Origin of the sequence: Mesorhizobium mediterraneum (genome assembly GCF_002284565.1) — a bacterium.
Lineage (GTDB): Bacteria > Pseudomonadota > Alphaproteobacteria > Rhizobiales > Rhizobiaceae > Mesorhizobium > Mesorhizobium mediterraneum.
In genome coordinates, this window is the sequence record NZ_NPKI01000018.1 from 37,169 (window position 1) to 51,882 (window position 14,714).

The 14,714-nt window shown below is 64.6% G+C and carries 13 protein-coding genes; 8 read left to right on the forward strand and 5 right to left on the reverse strand.

Translation table 11 applies throughout. The annotated features are described in order from the left end of the window. Positions 1–53 precede the first annotated feature (53 nt). Positions 54–731 carry a metal ABC transporter substrate-binding protein gene (locus CIT25_RS16595; RefSeq protein ID WP_095485829.1) on the forward strand — a complete coding sequence of 226 codons (678 nt, stop codon included), beginning with the start codon at positions 54–56 and terminating at the stop codon, positions 729–731. Positions 732–754: 23 nt separating this feature from the next. Here CIT25_RS16595 and CIT25_RS16600 read toward each other — a convergent pair whose 3' ends face one another. After that, the gene (locus CIT25_RS16600; RefSeq protein WP_095485627.1) at positions 755–1,207 is read right to left on the reverse strand and encodes a nucleoside deaminase; all 453 of its coding nucleotides are present in this window, start codon (positions 1,205–1,207) and stop codon (positions 755–757) included. A gap of 77 nt (positions 1,208–1,284) precedes the next feature. Between CIT25_RS16600 and CIT25_RS16605 the strand changes: the two genes are divergently transcribed. The 5 genes from CIT25_RS16605 to CIT25_RS16625 all read left to right on the forward strand — a co-directional run bounded on the left by CIT25_RS16605 (position 1,285) and on the right by CIT25_RS16625 (position 7,804). Next, the gene (locus CIT25_RS16605) at positions 1,285–3,393 is read left to right on the forward strand and encodes a pseudouridine synthase (RefSeq protein WP_095485628.1); all 2,109 of its coding nucleotides are present in this window, start codon (positions 1,285–1,287) and stop codon (positions 3,391–3,393) included. Beyond that, the gene (gene rsmD / locus CIT25_RS16610) at positions 3,374–3,928 is read left to right on the forward strand and encodes a 16S rRNA (guanine(966)-N(2))-methyltransferase RsmD (protein ID WP_095485629.1); all 555 of its coding nucleotides are present in this window, start codon (positions 3,374–3,376) and stop codon (positions 3,926–3,928) included. The genes CIT25_RS16605 and rsmD overlap by 20 nt, the downstream gene beginning before the upstream one ends. Before the next feature lie 97 nt (positions 3,929–4,025). Next, the gene (locus tag CIT25_RS16615) at positions 4,026–5,390 is read left to right on the forward strand and encodes a M16 family metallopeptidase (RefSeq protein ID WP_095485630.1); all 1,365 of its coding nucleotides are present in this window, start codon (positions 4,026–4,028) and stop codon (positions 5,388–5,390) included. Positions 5,391–5,663: 273 nt separating this feature from the next. Continuing rightward, a complete protein-coding gene (locus CIT25_RS16620; protein WP_164547231.1) occupies positions 5,664–6,914 on the forward strand; it encodes a M16 family metallopeptidase in 1,251 nt (416 codons plus the stop codon). 20 nt (positions 6,915–6,934) lie between these two features. Continuing rightward, entirely contained in the window at positions 6,935–7,804 is an 870-nt protein-coding gene (locus CIT25_RS16625; protein ID WP_095485632.1) for a patatin-like phospholipase family protein, read from the forward strand. A gap of 112 nt (positions 7,805–7,916) precedes the next feature. On the opposite strand, the gene CIT25_RS16630 is transcribed toward CIT25_RS16625, so the two are convergent. Together CIT25_RS16630 and CIT25_RS16635 are read right to left on the reverse strand one after the other, a co-directional pair. Continuing rightward, a complete protein-coding gene (locus CIT25_RS16630; RefSeq protein WP_095485633.1) occupies positions 7,917–8,783 on the reverse strand; it encodes an ADYC domain-containing protein in 867 nt (288 codons plus the stop codon). A gap of 102 nt (positions 8,784–8,885) precedes the next feature. After that, the gene (locus CIT25_RS16635) at positions 8,886–9,278 is read right to left on the reverse strand and encodes a hypothetical protein (protein ID WP_095485634.1); all 393 of its coding nucleotides are present in this window, start codon (positions 9,276–9,278) and stop codon (positions 8,886–8,888) included. Between the two features lie 327 nt (positions 9,279–9,605). Between CIT25_RS16635 and CIT25_RS16640 the strand changes: the two genes are divergently transcribed. Further along, the gene (locus CIT25_RS16640; RefSeq protein ID WP_095485635.1) at positions 9,606–10,301 is read left to right on the forward strand and encodes a cation diffusion facilitator family transporter; all 696 of its coding nucleotides are present in this window, start codon (positions 9,606–9,608) and stop codon (positions 10,299–10,301) included. Positions 10,302–10,350: 49 nt separating this feature from the next. Here the strand turns inward: CIT25_RS16640 and CIT25_RS16645 are convergent, their stop codons facing one another. Both CIT25_RS16645 and CIT25_RS16650 read right to left on the reverse strand, forming a co-directional pair. After that, complete coding sequence (locus tag CIT25_RS16645) at positions 10,351–11,064, reverse strand: response regulator (protein ID WP_095485636.1); 714 nt, start codon at positions 11,062–11,064, stop codon at positions 10,351–10,353. Continuing rightward, complete coding sequence (locus tag CIT25_RS16650; RefSeq protein WP_158302573.1) at positions 11,061–13,721, reverse strand: hybrid sensor histidine kinase/response regulator; 2,661 nt, start codon at positions 13,719–13,721, stop codon at positions 11,061–11,063. The genes CIT25_RS16645 and CIT25_RS16650 overlap by 4 nt, the downstream gene beginning before the upstream one ends. 282 nt (positions 13,722–14,003) lie before the next feature. Between CIT25_RS16650 and CIT25_RS16655 the strand changes: the two genes are divergently transcribed. Then, a complete protein-coding gene (locus CIT25_RS16655; RefSeq protein ID WP_095485638.1) occupies positions 14,004–14,705 on the forward strand; it encodes a response regulator transcription factor in 702 nt (233 codons plus the stop codon). Positions 14,706–14,714: the final 9 nt, after the last annotated feature.

Here is a 14,714-nt window from a genome sequence, read left to right on the forward strand (position 1 = left end):
CGGACCTTTTGGCCGGTGCGATCGAGAGGCTGTCTAGAGTGGGACTTTTTGGCATGACCGAAAGAACTTGCGCGCGCGTTGCGCTGCTGGCGCCGCTTGTCGTATCCGGCCTGGCCCTGTCCGGCTGCATGGGCTCGCCGACCTACGGGACCGACAAGCCCGCCGCTGCACAGCTTGCCGGCGATCTCACCAGCGCTTTTTCAGTCGTGCCGAAGAACAAGGACAGGATCGACTACAAGCCGCGTCCCGAGCTGGTGAAGCCGGCGCCGGGGCAGAAGGAACTGCCGCCGCCGCAAGACAGTATCGCGACGGCGAGCGCCGATTGGCCCGAATCGCCGGAGCAACGCCGTGCTCGCCTGCGCGCCGACGCTACGCTCCATCAGGACGATCCGGATTACCAGGCGCAGATCGTCGATGACGTCCAGACGGATCCAACGGCGATCAAGGCTGCGATGGCGCAGTCGGGATCCAGCCATCCGCCGGCCTGGACTCCGGCGGATTCGGACAAGGGCCGCGCCGCCGAGGTCAAGCGCCGCCTCGCCCAAGGCAAGCAGGGCGACCCGAACACCCGCAAATATCTGAGCGAGCCGCCCGTGCAATACCGCGCCGCTGCCGGCACCGCGCCTGCGGGCGACCTCGGCGAGGACGAGTACAAGAAAGAACGCCGCCTCAAGAAGGAAGCGGCCGCCAAGAACAAGAGCGGCGGCATGTTCGACTGGCTGCCGTGGTAAGCTGCTAGGGAAAGCTGGCGCCGCTACGGTTCGCGTCGCTCCCTGAAAAAATCCTTCAGAAGCAGCGCCGCGTCGCTCTCGGCCATGCCTGGGTAGATGTCTGGCACATGGTGGCAGGTCGGTGAGGCGAAGAAGCGGACGCCGTTGACCACAGCGCCGCCCTTCTCGTCGGCGGCGCCGAAATAGAGCCGGCGCAGCCTGGCGAAGGAAATGGCGCCGGCGCACATGGCGCAGGGCTCCAGCGTCACATAGAGATCGTGGCCGGTGAGCCGCTCGCTCGACAGCTTGCTGCAGGCTTCGCGGATCACCAGCATTTCGGCATGGGCCGTGGGATCGGCAAGCTCGCGGGTGCGGTTGCCGGCACTGGCAACGACCGTATCGCCGCTGGCGATGACCGCGCCGACCGGCACTTCGCCGCGCAAGGCGGCAGTTTCGGCCTCTTTCAGCGCCAGCGCCATGAAATCCGGCCGCCTCAAGCGGTTTCCATTCCTATTATCTCCTCGCTACTCAGGCGCGATCCTGTTATCTACCCGCCCAAACGAGCAAAGGCCACATGGACGACAAAAACAAGAAATTCCCGGGTCAAAAAGGCCCGCGCAAGAACGGCCCGAAACCGTCGGGCCCGCGTGGTCGTGACGCCGCTGCCGGCAAAGGCGGTAAGCCGTCTTTCGGCGCGAAAAAACCTTACGCGCCACGCGGCGACCGACCGATGGCGGCTGACGGCGAGCGGCCGAAGCGCGACTTCAAAAGCGGCGATAAGCCGTTCAGCAAGGGACCGCGCCCTGAAGGCAAGCCCTATGAAAAGCGCGAGGGTCCACGCAAGCCCTACGCGCCGCGCGGCGACCGGCCGATGGCGGCTGATGGCGAGCGGCCAAAGCGTGACTTCAAAAGCGGCGATAGGCCATTCAGCAAAGGGCCGCGTCCGGAAGGCAAGCCCTATGAAAAGCGCGAGGGGCCGCGCAAGCCATATGCGCCGCGGGGCGACCGCCCGATGGCGGCCGAAGGCGAGCGGCCGACGCACGACTTCAAGGGCGGCGACAGGCCGTTCGGCAAAGGGCCGCGTCCGGAAGGCAAGCCTTATGAGAAGCGCGAAGGTCCGCGCAAGCCCTACGCGCCGCGCGGCGACCGGCCGGCGGCTGCCGAAGGCGAGCGTGGCGAAAGGCGCTTCGACCCCCCCAAGGGAGACTTCAGTGATCGCCCCAAGCGCGACTTCGGCGATCGGCCCAAGCGCGATTTCGGCGGTGATCGACCCCAGGGGACATCAGGCGGTGGTTTCAAGCCGCGCCCGCGTCCCGCCGAGGCGACGGCAGAGGCTGGCGAGCGCATTGCCAAGCGGCTGGCCCGCGCCGGCCTTGCCTCGCGCCGCGATGCAGAGGAGCTGATCGCAGCCGGCCGCGTCAAGGTCAATGGAAGGGTGCTGTCCTCGCCCGCCTTCAATGTGATGCCCGGCGATATCATCCATCTCGACGGCATGGAGATCCCGCCGATCGAGCGCACCCGGCTGTTCCTGTTCCACAAGCCGGCTGGCGTGGTCACCACCAACCGTGATCCCGAGGGCCGCAAGACCGTCTTCGACGTGCTGCCGGCCGACCTGCCGCGGCTGATGACCATCGGCCGGCTCGACATCAACACCGAAGGGCTGCTGTTGCTTACCAATGATGGCGGCCTGTCGCGCGTGCTCGAATTGCCGGCCACCGGCTGGCTCAGGCGCTACCGCGTGCGCGTCCACGGCAAGGTCGAGGAAAGTGCGCTCGCCGGCTTGCGCGAAGGCATCGCCGTCGACGGCGTCTTCTACGGCGCCATCGAGGCGACGCTCGACCGCGAGCAAGGCACCAATGCCTGGCTGACTCTCGGCCTGCGCGAAGGCAAGAACCGCGAGGTCAGGAACATACTGGGCTCGCTTGGTCTCGACGTGACACGGCTGATCCGCATTTCCTACGGGCCGTTCCAGCTCGACGACCTGCCCGAGGGTCATGTGCTGGAGATCAAGGGCCGCGTGCTGCGCGACCAGCTCGGCGAACGCCTGGTCGAGGAGTCCGGCGCCAATTTCGACGCCGAGATCACCAAGCCGTTTTCCAACAAGCCGGTACGGCGTGAAGCGGTGCGGGAAGAGGAACCGGAGCGGCCGAAATTCACCCGCGACGGCGAACGCCGTCCGATCGGCGAAGGCGGATTGATCAAGAACCGCAAGCGCCGCGAAGGCAGCCGCGACGAGGCGCTGGGCAAGCTGTCGACAAGTCCAGGCAGAAGCTTTGGGCCGGAAAAGAGCTTTGGTGAGCGTGGCCCCAAATCTGAACGTAGCGGGCCAGGCGGCTTTGGCGGCAGACCGGGCGGCGGGAAGAAGTCCGAACGCGAGCAGCGCCCGATCGAGCCGCCGGGCCAGCGCAAGGCCAATGTCTGGATGGCGCCAGGCGCGCGGCCGATCGGCAAAGGCAGGGCGGAGGCCGATGCCGCCAAGGCAGCCGAAACCAAGGCACGCAAGGCCTCGTTCAAGCCGTCCTATGGCAAGCCCGCCAGTGGACCGGGAGGTGGAAAACCCGGAGGCGCAAAGCCGTTCGGCAAGCCGCGTGGCGAACGCCCAAATTCCGGCAAGAGTGATGGCGACCGGCCGCGCAGTGGCCCTGGGGGATCAAGGGGAGGCAATGCGGATCGTCGGCGGTGAATTTCGCGGGCGTCCGCTGGCGACGCCCCGTTCAAGCGCCATCCGCCCGACGACCGACCGCACGCGCGAGGCTGTCTTCAACGTGCTGGCGCATCGATTCCCCGATAGGCTGGACGGGGCCCGTGTGCTCGACCTGTTCGCCGGCACCGGCGCGCTCGGCCTCGAGGCGCTGTCACGCGGTGCGTCTTACGGCGTCTTCATCGAAGAATCGGCCGAAGGGCGCGGCCTGATCCGCACCAATGTCGAGGCCTTCGGCCTGACCGGGCGCACCAAGATATTCCGCCGCGACGCCACGGCTTTGGGCGAGGCGGGCACGATGGCCGCGTTCGGCCTGGTGTTCGCCGATCCGCCCTATGGCAAGGGCCTGGGCGAGCGTGCCTTGCGCTCGGCCAAGGCTGGCGGCTGGCTCGCGCCCGGCGGGCTCTGCGTCGTCGAGGAGGCGGCGGTGGCGCCCTTCGAGGCAGGGCCGGGCTTTTCGGTTGTCGACGAGCGCAACTACGGCGAGACCGTCATCCGCTTCATCGAAGCCGCCTGAGTTCGGCCGCCTTTGCGCGCGAAAATGACGAACAAATCACTTTGCCTGTTTCGCAATCCCCGCCTATCGTCCCACCCCATGACACCTGGAGCCATTGATGACATCTCAGGCTGAATGGCTGCGCGGAACGCTCTTGGCGCTGGCTCTCGTGATGACCGGCCCGGTTCTGGCCGACACCAAGCCGGACGACGGCAAGGTAACGGATTTCCTGCTCGACAACGGCATGGAGATTGTCGTCATCCCCGATCACCGTGCGCCGATCGTCACTCATATGGTGTGGTACAAGATCGGCAGCGCGGATGAGCCGCCGGGCAAGTCCGGCATCGCCCATTTTTTCGAGCATCTGATGTTCAAGGCGACGACCAATCATGCCGCCGGCGCGTTCGACGGCGCCGTCTCCGCCATCGGCGGTTCCAACAACGCTTTCACCTCATATGACTACACCGCCTTTTACGAGACGGTGGTGCCGCAGGCGCTCGAGCAGATGATGGACTTCGAGGCCGATCGCATGCGCAACCTCATCCTCAACGACGATGTCATCGCCACCGAGCGCGACGTGATCCTCGAGGAACGCCGCTCGCGCATCGACAGCAATCCGCAGGCAGTGCTCGGCGAGGAGGTCGACGCCACGCTCTGGCAAAACCAGCCCTACCGCATTCCGGTGATCGGCTGGATGCAGGAGATGGAGAAGCTGAACCGCACCGACGCCAAGGCTTTCTACGACAAATATTACACGCCCAACAACGCCGTGCTGGTGGTGGCCGGCGATGTCGAGCCGGAGGTGGTCAAGGCGCTGGCCGAAAAGACCTATGGCAAGATAGCGCGTGGTCCAGACCTGCCGCCGCGTATCCGTCCGGTCGAACCCGAGCAGAACACTAGGCGCACGGTGACGCTCACTGACGCGCGCGTCAGCGTGCCCAACTTTTCGACGCAATGGGTGGTTCCCTCCTATCACACTGCAAAGCCGGGCGAAGCGGAAGCGCTGGACCTGCTGGCGGAGATCCTCGGCGGCGGCAGCCGCAGCCGGCTCCACCAGCAGCTGGTCGTCAAGCAAGGCATCGCCGCCGAGGCCGGAGCCTTCTTCCAGGGCACCATGCTCGATGCCAGTAACTTCACCGTCTATGGCGCGCCGCGCGGCGACGCCAAGCTGGCCGACGTCCAGGCGGCAGTCGAGGTCGAGGTCGCCCGCATCGCCAAGGACGGCGTCACACCAGGCGAGTTGGAGAAGGCCAAAGATCGTTTCGTTCGCTCGATGATCTTCGCCCGCGACAAGCAGGATTCGATGGCCAACATCTACGGCGCGACGCTCGCCACCGGCGGCACCGTCAGGGATGTCGAGGAATGGCCGGGCCGCATCCGCAAGGTCACCGCCGACGAAGTCAAGGCGGTTGCCGCGCGCTACCTCAATCTCAACCATTCGACATCAGGCTATCTCTTGCCGCAGACACAGGCAGGGAATTGATTGATGATGAGCTTGAGCTTCATGCGCTGCCCGATCTTGCCTTCTCCCCTTGTGGGAGAAGGTGGCCGAGCGAAGCTCGGCCGGATGAGGGGTGTTCCAGCTTGGCGTCGACGGCGCTCCGTCCAACACCCCTCAACCGTCTTGGCGCTTCGCGCCAATCCACCTTCTCCCACAAGGGGAGAAGGTAAGGCCCGGCGTGCCGTCGCACCTGTACTCACTTTACTTCTCTCCCTGCTCTTCCTCGTCCTGCCGGCGCTTTCCGCTCGCGCGGCCATGAGCATCCAGGAGGTGACCTCGTCAAAGGGCATCACTGCCTGGCTGGTGGAGGACTATTCCGTGCCGCTCGTCGCCATCCGCTTCGTCTTCGACGGCGGCACGACGCAGGATCCGGCTGGTAAGGAAGGTCTCGCCAATCTGATGAGCGGCCTGTTCGACGAGGGCGCCGGCGATCTCGACAGCGAGGCCTTCCAGATAAAGCTGGACGACGTCGGCGCCGAGATGAGCTTCGAAGCGGCGCGCGACGGCACCTACGGCTCGATGCGCATGCTGGCCGAGCAGCGGGACGCGGCGTTCGACCTGTTGCGGCTGGCGGTCACAGAGCCGCGTTTCGACCAGGCGCCAATCGACCGCATCCGCGCGCAAGTGCTGTCCGGCATCATCGCCAACGAGCTTGACCCCGACACGGTCGCCCAGCGCAAATGGCTGGAAGCATTATACCGCACCCATCCCTATGCGCGACCCGACCAGGGCACCAGGCAAAGCATCGCGACGATCGCACCGGGGGATCTGATCGCCTTTCACAAGGCGAATTTCGCCCGCGACGGGCTGCATGTGGCGGTGGTCGGCGCTATCGATGCCGAGACGTTGAAGAAAAAGCTCGATATGGTCTTCGGCGGCCTGCCGGAACACCAGGCGCTCAGCGCGGTCGCCGATACGGATCCGAAACTCAACCAGCAGCTCGAGGTCAATTACGACCAGCCGCAGACTTCGCTGCAACTGGCCTATCCCGGCGTCAAGCGCAGTGCGCCGGATTTCTTCGCCGCGGTGCTGATGAACGAGATCCTCGGCGGCAGCGCCTTCACCTCACGGCTGTTCGACGAGGTGCGCGAAAAGCGTGGCCTGGCCTACAGCGTCAGTTCCGACCTGGTCGATCATCAGCATGCCAACGCACTGGCCATCACCACTGCGACCCGCTCGGACCGGGCGGCGGAGACGCTGGCTGTCGTGCGCGAGGTGGTGAGGCGCATGGCTGAGGAGGGGCCGACCGAAGCGGAACTGGCGGCGACCAAGAAATACATGATCGGCGCCTATGCAATCAACAATCTGAACTCCTCCGGCGCCATTGCCGCGACGCTGCTCGAACTGCAGCTCGACAAGCTCGGCATCGATTACATGCAGCGGCGCGCCGCCTTTATCAACGGGGTGACGCTGGACCAGGTCAAGGCGGTGGCGAAAAAGCTGCTCTCCGCCGAGCCGGCCATCATGGTCGTCGGGCCGAAACTCGGCGAGGCCAAGAAGGAATGAGCCCAAATGGGGGGCAAAGGATGAGCCCGAGCTTCGGCATCGCCTTTGGCGGCGGCGGCGCACGTGGTCTGGCGCATATCCATGTCATCGAGGCGCTGGACGAGCTGGGCATAAGACCGGTTGCCATCTCAGGCTCGTCGATCGGCGCCATCATGGGCGCCTGCATGGCGTCGGGCATGACAGGCAAGGACATGCACGCCTATACGCGCTCGATCCTCAGCCGCCGCGCCGAGGTGGCGACGCGCATGTGGCGGGCGCGGCCCGGCACCTTCGCCGAGGTGCTGCAAGGCGGGCTGCGGGTCAGCCAGTTCAATGTCGAGCGCATTCTCAAGGCATTCCTGCCCGACGCCATTCCCGAAACCTTCGCCGAACTGTCCATACCGCTGAAGGTGACGGCGACGGATTTCTTCGGCCATAAGCTAGCCGTGCTCAACGACGGCGACCTGCACTCGGCGCTGGCCGCCTCGGCGGCTATTCCCGCGGTGTTCCGCCCGGTGATGCGCGACGGCACGCTGCTGATCGACGGCGGCATCTACAATCCGGTGCCGTTCGACTTGATCGAACTCGACGCCGACATCATCATCGCCGTCGACGTGGTCGGCGCACCGACCGAAGCCGGGCGCAAACATCCAACCTCCGTCGACCTGATGTTCGGCGCGACGCAATTGATGATGCAGTCGATCATCGCCGCCAAGCTGATGCAGAGCCGGCCCGACATTCTGATCCGCCCGGCAGTGTCGAAATACCGGGTGCTCGATTTCATGAAGATCGACGCCTTGATGGCCGAAACGGTAGCGATCAAGGACGAGCTGAAGCGCGAGATCGAGAAGGCGGTGGAGGCGCGAGCCAAGGTCGACGCGGCCAAGCGCACCAAGCAGGTGGGTGGGTGAGGGAGTGGCGCGGAAGGTCGGATGCTTGATGGCCTCAGTCGAACGAGCGCATGCGTTTGACCATTCGGGACATCCGCACTCCGACAAGCCCAGCAGATCTTCCGCGCTATGACTATTTCGCTGCGGCCTGAACCGTTCGCGGATCGATCGAACGGTTGAGGATCAGCGCCCCGGCATCGCTTTCGCACGCCGCTATCTGTGGCTGCTGCCGCACGCCTGGGCAGATCGCCGCCAGACCCTCCATCGTGAGCACGTCGGGTATTCTGGTGTGGCTGACGCAAAGCGCGCCGTCGGCACTCCACGCCGCCTCGAACGACATATCAGGCGCGGCCTCGTCCTGCTGAATGCCCTTGCGATCATAGATGACGATCGGCGTCCCGTTGCGGGTATGGCCGACGCCATCGCCGCAATAATCAGCGCGGATCATGCGGGTGCATGCTTGATGATGATCCCACAGCGATGTGCCGTCCGACGACGTCTTCCAAGGCCGATATCCAAAGCGCACGCATTTCGCCTGGGCGCCGCCAGTGCAGGTAATGCTGAACGCCGTGTCGGACGGCAAATGGCGGCCGTCCTGCGTCCAGGTGCCGGCAAGCGGAAAGCCCATGCGCCGGCCCTCTATGTCCGGCTCGCAGATGTTGCGCCATGCACCGCTTGCCGCGTCGCGGGCCGACATGGTGTAGAGCATGATCTCCCCATCCGGGTTCCTCGGATCGATCTCGACGGCGTCGATGCGCAGCGGCACCCGGTCCTGTCCATCGCCAATCGTCAGAACGGCGCCGACGAGATCCTCCTGAGCGACAACGCGACCATCTGCCGTCGTCACCTCAAATCTGGTGCCGACAACGGAGATCGAGCTGATCGCCTGTCCGGTCCCGGCCTCGGCGGGAGGCATGGCGGCCATGCTGGAAATGGCTGCGGCGACAGCGACCAACGCGTGGCGGCCGATTTGAACGAGGCGGTTTCTGTGGGCTGACATTGTTGGCTCCTGACGGCATATCTGGCAGGTGAAGCGCGGCCAATGAGAACGGACAGCACAACGCCATCCGTTCTATTGACGACGGGCGCCGGGGTGCGGACCTCAACGCCTCGGCGAAGGAGTCGGCCGGTCAGGGTTAGTCCCGGCGTCGCTGCCAGTGCCGTGCTGGGCAGACGGAAGGCCATTGCTTTTCTTACCAATGGTCGAGGATTGGACATTGCCGTGCTGAACAGCCGGCAAATTGCCGTTGTTCGAGTGGACGACGGAGCCGCCGGCCGGAGCGAGGCTTTTCGCCAGAACGATGCCGTCGGCATGCACGCCGTTGAGTGCAAGAACGCCGAGGCCGTTGCTGGTCACCGCGTTGCTGGTCACAGCATTGAGCTGCAGGCCGTTCAGCGATTTGCCGTTCATGCCTTCCGGGCCTCCGGCGCTAGCCGGTGCGGCGAGGCAGGCCATTGCCGAGGCAGCAGCCAGGTAAGTCTTGAAGCGATTCATCTTGATTTCCCTTTTCGTTTTCAGCGGAGCCGTCCCATCGGGTTCGCTCCATGGGCGCGGCTTTTCGCTCCCGACTGTTTCGGACGAATGCCGAAATCCGTCCGAATTGTTTCAGTTGTTGCGATCCGGGCAGTGCGCTTGATCAGCGAACGTCCGCCTTGTCGTGATGCAGACGGGCATGACGCCCCGCGTCTGCATCCCCTCAAATGAACAATCGCGGCGTGCGCCCGGTGCGGCGACACAAAGGAAACCTTCAGCCGGCAAATCGGCAAATCAGTGCAACATCCCTGCCTCATCGGTGACGCCAGAACGAGGAGATCTCTGGCGATGCAACCTGCGCGAAAAACCGATGACAGACTGAACGGCGAGGCGACGGCTGCCCGAACGGCACGTCTGGCGGTGCTGGCGGGCACCCCGGGCCTGCTTTTGACGGCATATGCGGCGGCGACATCCACATCGCTGACCATTCGCGCCGATCTCGCGCTGACGCTGATGGACATGCTGGTGCTGGTCTCCGTCCTGGTTGTGGCTGGCGGCAGCAAGAAACTGGGCATGAGCACGCGGCGAGCGGCCATGGCTGAAACGCTCGTCAACGCGCTTGCTGCCGTCGGCATGTGCCTTTCAATGGCTGTCGTCGCCGGCGTCGCGGTCCAGCGCATCGGGGCCGGCGGTGTCGAACCGCATGGCTCCGGCGTTGTTCTCGCCATGGGCCTGAACGTGGCCTACGCGGCGATCAATTTCTGGATTCTGCGCCGGTGGAAGGCCCGCAACATGGTTGCCGCCTCCGCGCTGGCCCGCGCGCAAATCTGTCTGTTCTCGGATAAGCTCTCGTCGAACCTGCTCATCGCCGCGTCGCTCGCAACAGCCATGATTTGGGAAGGCACGATCACTGCCCGCTTCATCGATCCGGTTGCCGGGCTGCTGATCGCGACGATGACCGCGCGCTGGACCATACCGGTCGCGCGCGACACGGCTCGAAGCCTGCGAAGGGAATTTCGCCGGGCGCGCAAGCCGATCGCGTAAGCTGTGAACCGTCACAGCTGGACGGCTCAGCCTCTTTGAAGCGCCGTATCTACCGGCGCCGCGCGTCGTCCTGGGCAGGCTCGTAGACATAGCCTTCGCCGCGAACCGTCACCAGAACGGTCGGAGCGTCGGGCTCGCTCTCGAACTTCTTGCGCAGTCGGGTGATGCGGATGTCGATGCTCCGGTCGCCCGGCTCGAGGTCGCGGTTGTGGGCCAGCCTGCACAGCTGGTCGCGCGACAATATCTGCCGGGGATGGCGCGCGAAGACGCACAGCAGGTCGAATTCCATGGACGTCAACTGCACGTCGGCGCCATCCAAATCGACCATCGTGCGGCCGTCCATATCGAGGATGCAGCCACCGAAACGGATGCGATTTTCCGGGGTCTGTTCTTCCTCGCCCAGGCGCCGGATGACGCTCCTGACACGCGCCAGGAGTTCGCGCGGCTCGAACGGCTTGGCCATATAGTCGTCGGCGCCGGCGGCAAGACCTTCGAGCCGATGCGGCAGGTCTCCGACCGCGGTCAGCATCAGGATGCCGACGCGGCTGCCCTTGGCGATTTCGCGGGCGAGGTCGTAGCCGCTTTCGCCGACGAGATTGACGTCGAGAATGACGAGGTCGGGGCCAAAGCGATCGAGCTCGGTCAGCATTCCCGCCCCATCCGGAACGGATCGAACGTCGAAGCCGTGCATGAGCAGGTAATCCGACAGCATCTCGCGCAAGGGCGCTTCGTCGTCGACAATGAGCAATTTCTGTTTTGTCACGCTTTAGCCTCTTCCATTGCGCTGGTCTCCATCGCCCTCAGGCGCTCCATCACGAGCCTGCGAAAGGTCTGCGGATTGATTGGTTTCTCGATCACCGGCGCGCCCGTCTCGCCGATGAAACGATCGATCTCGGGCGCCAGCGTGTCGCCGGTCACGAACAGAAGCCGATTGGCGAGTCCGGGACGCAGTTGCTCCAGCGCGCGATAGAGGCCGGGGCCGTCGAGGCCGGGCATGCGTATGTCGCTGATCAACAGATCGATTCCATCCGCGCGCACAGCCTTGAGGGCGGCATTCGCATCGTCGGCAATGGTGACGTCGTGGCCGTCGCGGCGCAGCATCTCGGCGATCATCGAGGCAATGTCGGCATCGTCGTCGACCACCAGAATTCGTGCCGCCGATGGCGCAGGCGGCGCTCTTCCGGCAGCCTCGGGCGCAGGAGCCGTCTCTGCCTTGCCGCTCGGAAGCCGGACCGTGAACCGTGCGCCGCCGCCCTGCGTCGAATCCAGCTCTATGCTGCCGTCGTGTGCCGTCACGATGCCCTGGCAGACAGACAGCCCGACCCCGGTGCCTTCGCCGGCCATTTTGGTCGTGTAGAAAGGCTCAAAAGCGCGCGCGCGCACAGTCTCCGGCATGCCTGGGCCATTGTCAGCGACAACCACCTCGACGGCATCGCCTTCCCCTGACGTGACGATGGTCAGCCGCCGCGGGTGCGGGACCTGCAGCAGAGCTTGCTGCGCATTGACCACCAGGTTGGTGATGACCTGATGAAGCTGGTCCCTATCACCCCAGATATTGGGGAGCGGTTCCGCCAGCTCGGTGCGGATCTCGACCCCAGCCGAACGCAGGCTGTAGGCGGCGAGCTCCAGCGAAGCGACCACGACTTCATTGATGTCGACGGCGCCCCGTGTCGGCGGCTTCTTGCGGGCCATCGCCAGAAAGGTGCGGACGATTCGCGAGCATCGCTCGGCCGCCGCGTGGATCTTGTCGGCGCGTCCCACTGTCGCCTTGTCCGTCGAGAATTCCTTTAGCATCGAACTGTAGCCGATGACGACCGACAGCGGATTGTTGAGTTCGTGCGCCACGCCGGCCAGCAGCGAACCGAGAGCGGAGAGCTTTTCCGACTGGTACAGCGTTTCGCGCTGGCGGGCGATCTCCGCCTCGGCTTCGCGCTGGCGGGTAATGTCGGTGACGGCGGCAAGCATGGCCGAACGGCCGGCCTGCGTGATCAGCCGCGCCGAAACCAACGTATCCATTCTTGAGCCTTGCATATTGGTCATGCCGGCTTCGAATGCATCGACGATGCCGTCTCTTTGCAAAAGCCGCAGGAGATGGTCTCGCTGCGAGAGGTCTTCCCAGGTCGACGTCGCTTCGGCTCCGGTCTGGCCGACTTCGATGCCGAGCGTCCTGCGCGCCGGTTCGTTGACGAACAGGATTTCGGGGCCTTCTATTGCCGAGATGGTGATCGGCAGCGGCACGCCTTCGGCTATGGCGCGAAACTGCGCCTCCCGTTCGGCCAACAGTTTCTCGGCTTCAATTCTGGCTTGCTCGGCCAAGACGCGGTCGGAGATGTCGCGGCCGACGGACTGCACTTCGACAAGGCGCCCGTCGCTGTCGAAAATGCCATGATCGTTCCAGGCGAGCCATCGGCGCACGCCATCCGGCATCGCATTGAGAAGTTCCATGCTGGCATCCGGCGCCTGCGGGGTGAGGCGGGCAAGGTGGTCCAGGAACCTGCGCCGTTCGTCGGGCGGCAGCACATCGAGTTCGCACCAGGACGGGTCGAGAAGCTGTTCACGGGTCATCCGGCACGCCCGGCAATAGGCGTCGTTGACGAAGCTCAAATGACCCTCCGGCGACATCCGGACGACGAACTCGGTCTGCAGCTCGACCACGCTGCGATAGCGCTGCTCGCTGGCCTCGAGTGCCTGACGGGCGAGTTTCTGCTCGGCAACATCGCGACCGATCGACTGTATTTCGATGAGCTTGCCGCTGGCGTCGAAGATGCCGCGATCGGTCCAATGAATGTGGACCTCGCGGCCATCGCTCAGGGCGCCGGTCTCTTCCACTTCGCAAACGGGCCGTTCCGGGGTCACTCGACCGATGATCTCGTCGAAGCTGCCGAAATCGGCGGAAAACGAGTTGAAATAGTGCCAGTCCGGGCTCAGCAACTCCTCACGCGTCCTGCCGACGAGGCGGCAGTAGGCGTCATTGGCGAAGCTCATGCGCCCATCGGGCGCGACCCGGATGATATATTCCGTCTGCGCCTCGACAACATTGCGGTAGCGCTGCTCACTGTCGGCCAACTCGCGCAGCGCCCTGCGGTTTTCGGCGAAGATGCTCGAAGCCATGTCTATCCAGGGCTGCCAAAGCGCCGAGATTTTGATCGCGGCCCCGGGGTCGGTGCTTTCGCCGGCGGCGCCGGAGCGGACATGCTCGACAAGCGAGATCGCCGGGCCGACGACCTCCCTCAGAAGCATTCGGTGCAAAGCGAATGCCGAGACAAGCAACCCGACCAAAATGATCGAATAGGGAAAAAATGACTGTTGCAGGGTGTAGGACTGGTAGAGGCCGATGCCGGCGACAAGCAGGAGGAGAGGCAAAACGCAGGCCGCCATCAACGACGCGTAATGCCTGGACAGCTTCGAGGAGGTCGTCACGCGAGGTCTCCACAGACGGATGCGCCGTCACGACGGTTGCTGTTCCGTGCGGGCCAATGGACTGAACGGCCCGCGGCCTGTCAAGCCGCCTGCTCGGCCATCCGCCTGGGACGTTCGACAAATAACCGCGGGATGTTTCACGAAGATGCCGCGAACCGAATCTCCCGGCCTCTATTGTTTCAATTGTGTCGAACCAGCCCGAAATCGGCAGCAGACGGGGCACATTGACCCGGGGTTAATGCGCCCTGTAGATTTGGAGCGTCGCTCGCCGCGGGGGAACGCATGGCCGACATCATTGTCGTAGACGACGAGACCGACGTTGCGTTCATGATCGCCGACTATTTGCAGGCGAAAGGCTACCGCATACGCACGGCATCCGGCGGTGCCGAATTGCGCGAGACGATCGCGGCAGCGAAGGCGGATCTTGTCGTGCTCGACCTCAATATGCCGGGCGAGAACGGTTTTAGCCTGGCCCGCTGGCTGCGCGAGCATCACGACACCGGCATCCTGATGCTGACCGGCGCCGATTCGGTCTTCGACAAGGTGGCGGGTCTCGAGGTCGGCGCGGACGACTATCTGGCAAAGCCCTTTGCACCGGTCGAGCTGGAAGCCAGGATCGCCGCGGTGTTGCGCAGGCGCAGGCCGAAGGGATTGAACAATGCCGACGCTTTGCCGGCCGGGCATTTCGCCTTCGGAACCTATGTGTTCGACGCCCGCGCGAGAAACCTCGTCGACACCAACGGCGTGGCCATTCCGCTGACGCCGATGGAGCTTGATCTGGTGGCCGCCTTCGCCACCCGGGCCGGCCAAGTCATTGGTCGCGACGAATTGCTCGACCTTGCGCCACCCAGGGGCGACGAGCCCTTCGACCGCAGCATCGACAGCCGTATCACGCGGCTGCGCCGCCGGCTCGAAAAGGACCCGGCCAAGCCGGAGCTGATCAAGACGATCCGCGGCGTTGGATACCTGTATCCAAAGCGGTGAATGACTGTA

What these genes read in the sequence shown, in the direction of transcription:
- CIT25_RS16595 (WP_095485829.1), top strand. Translation starts at nt 54, where the DNA reads ATGACCGAAAGAACTTGCGCGCGCGTTGCGCTGCTGGCGCCGCTTGTC.
- CIT25_RS16605 (WP_095485628.1), top strand. Translation starts at nt 1,285, where the DNA reads ATGGACGACAAAAACAAGAAATTCCCGGGTCAAAAAGGCCCGCGCAAG.
- rsmD (WP_095485629.1), top strand. Translation starts at nt 3,374, where the DNA reads ATGCGGATCGTCGGCGGTGAATTTCGCGGGCGTCCGCTGGCGACGCCC.
- CIT25_RS16615 (WP_095485630.1), top strand. Translation starts at nt 4,026, where the DNA reads ATGACATCTCAGGCTGAATGGCTGCGCGGAACGCTCTTGGCGCTGGCT.
- CIT25_RS16620 (WP_164547231.1), top strand. Translation starts at nt 5,664, where the DNA reads ATGAGCATCCAGGAGGTGACCTCGTCAAAGGGCATCACTGCCTGGCTG.
- CIT25_RS16625 (WP_095485632.1), top strand. Translation starts at nt 6,935, where the DNA reads ATGAGCCCGAGCTTCGGCATCGCCTTTGGCGGCGGCGGCGCACGTGGT.
- CIT25_RS16630 (WP_095485633.1), bottom strand. Translation starts at nt 8,783, where the DNA reads ATGTCAGCCCACAGAAACCGCCTCGTTCAAATCGGCCGCCACGCGTTG.
- CIT25_RS16635 (WP_095485634.1), bottom strand. Translation starts at nt 9,278, where the DNA reads ATGAATCGCTTCAAGACTTACCTGGCTGCTGCCTCGGCAATGGCCTGC.
- CIT25_RS16640 (WP_095485635.1), top strand. Translation starts at nt 9,606, where the DNA reads ATGCAACCTGCGCGAAAAACCGATGACAGACTGAACGGCGAGGCGACG.
- CIT25_RS16655 (WP_095485638.1), top strand. Translation starts at nt 14,004, where the DNA reads ATGGCCGACATCATTGTCGTAGACGACGAGACCGACGTTGCGTTCATG.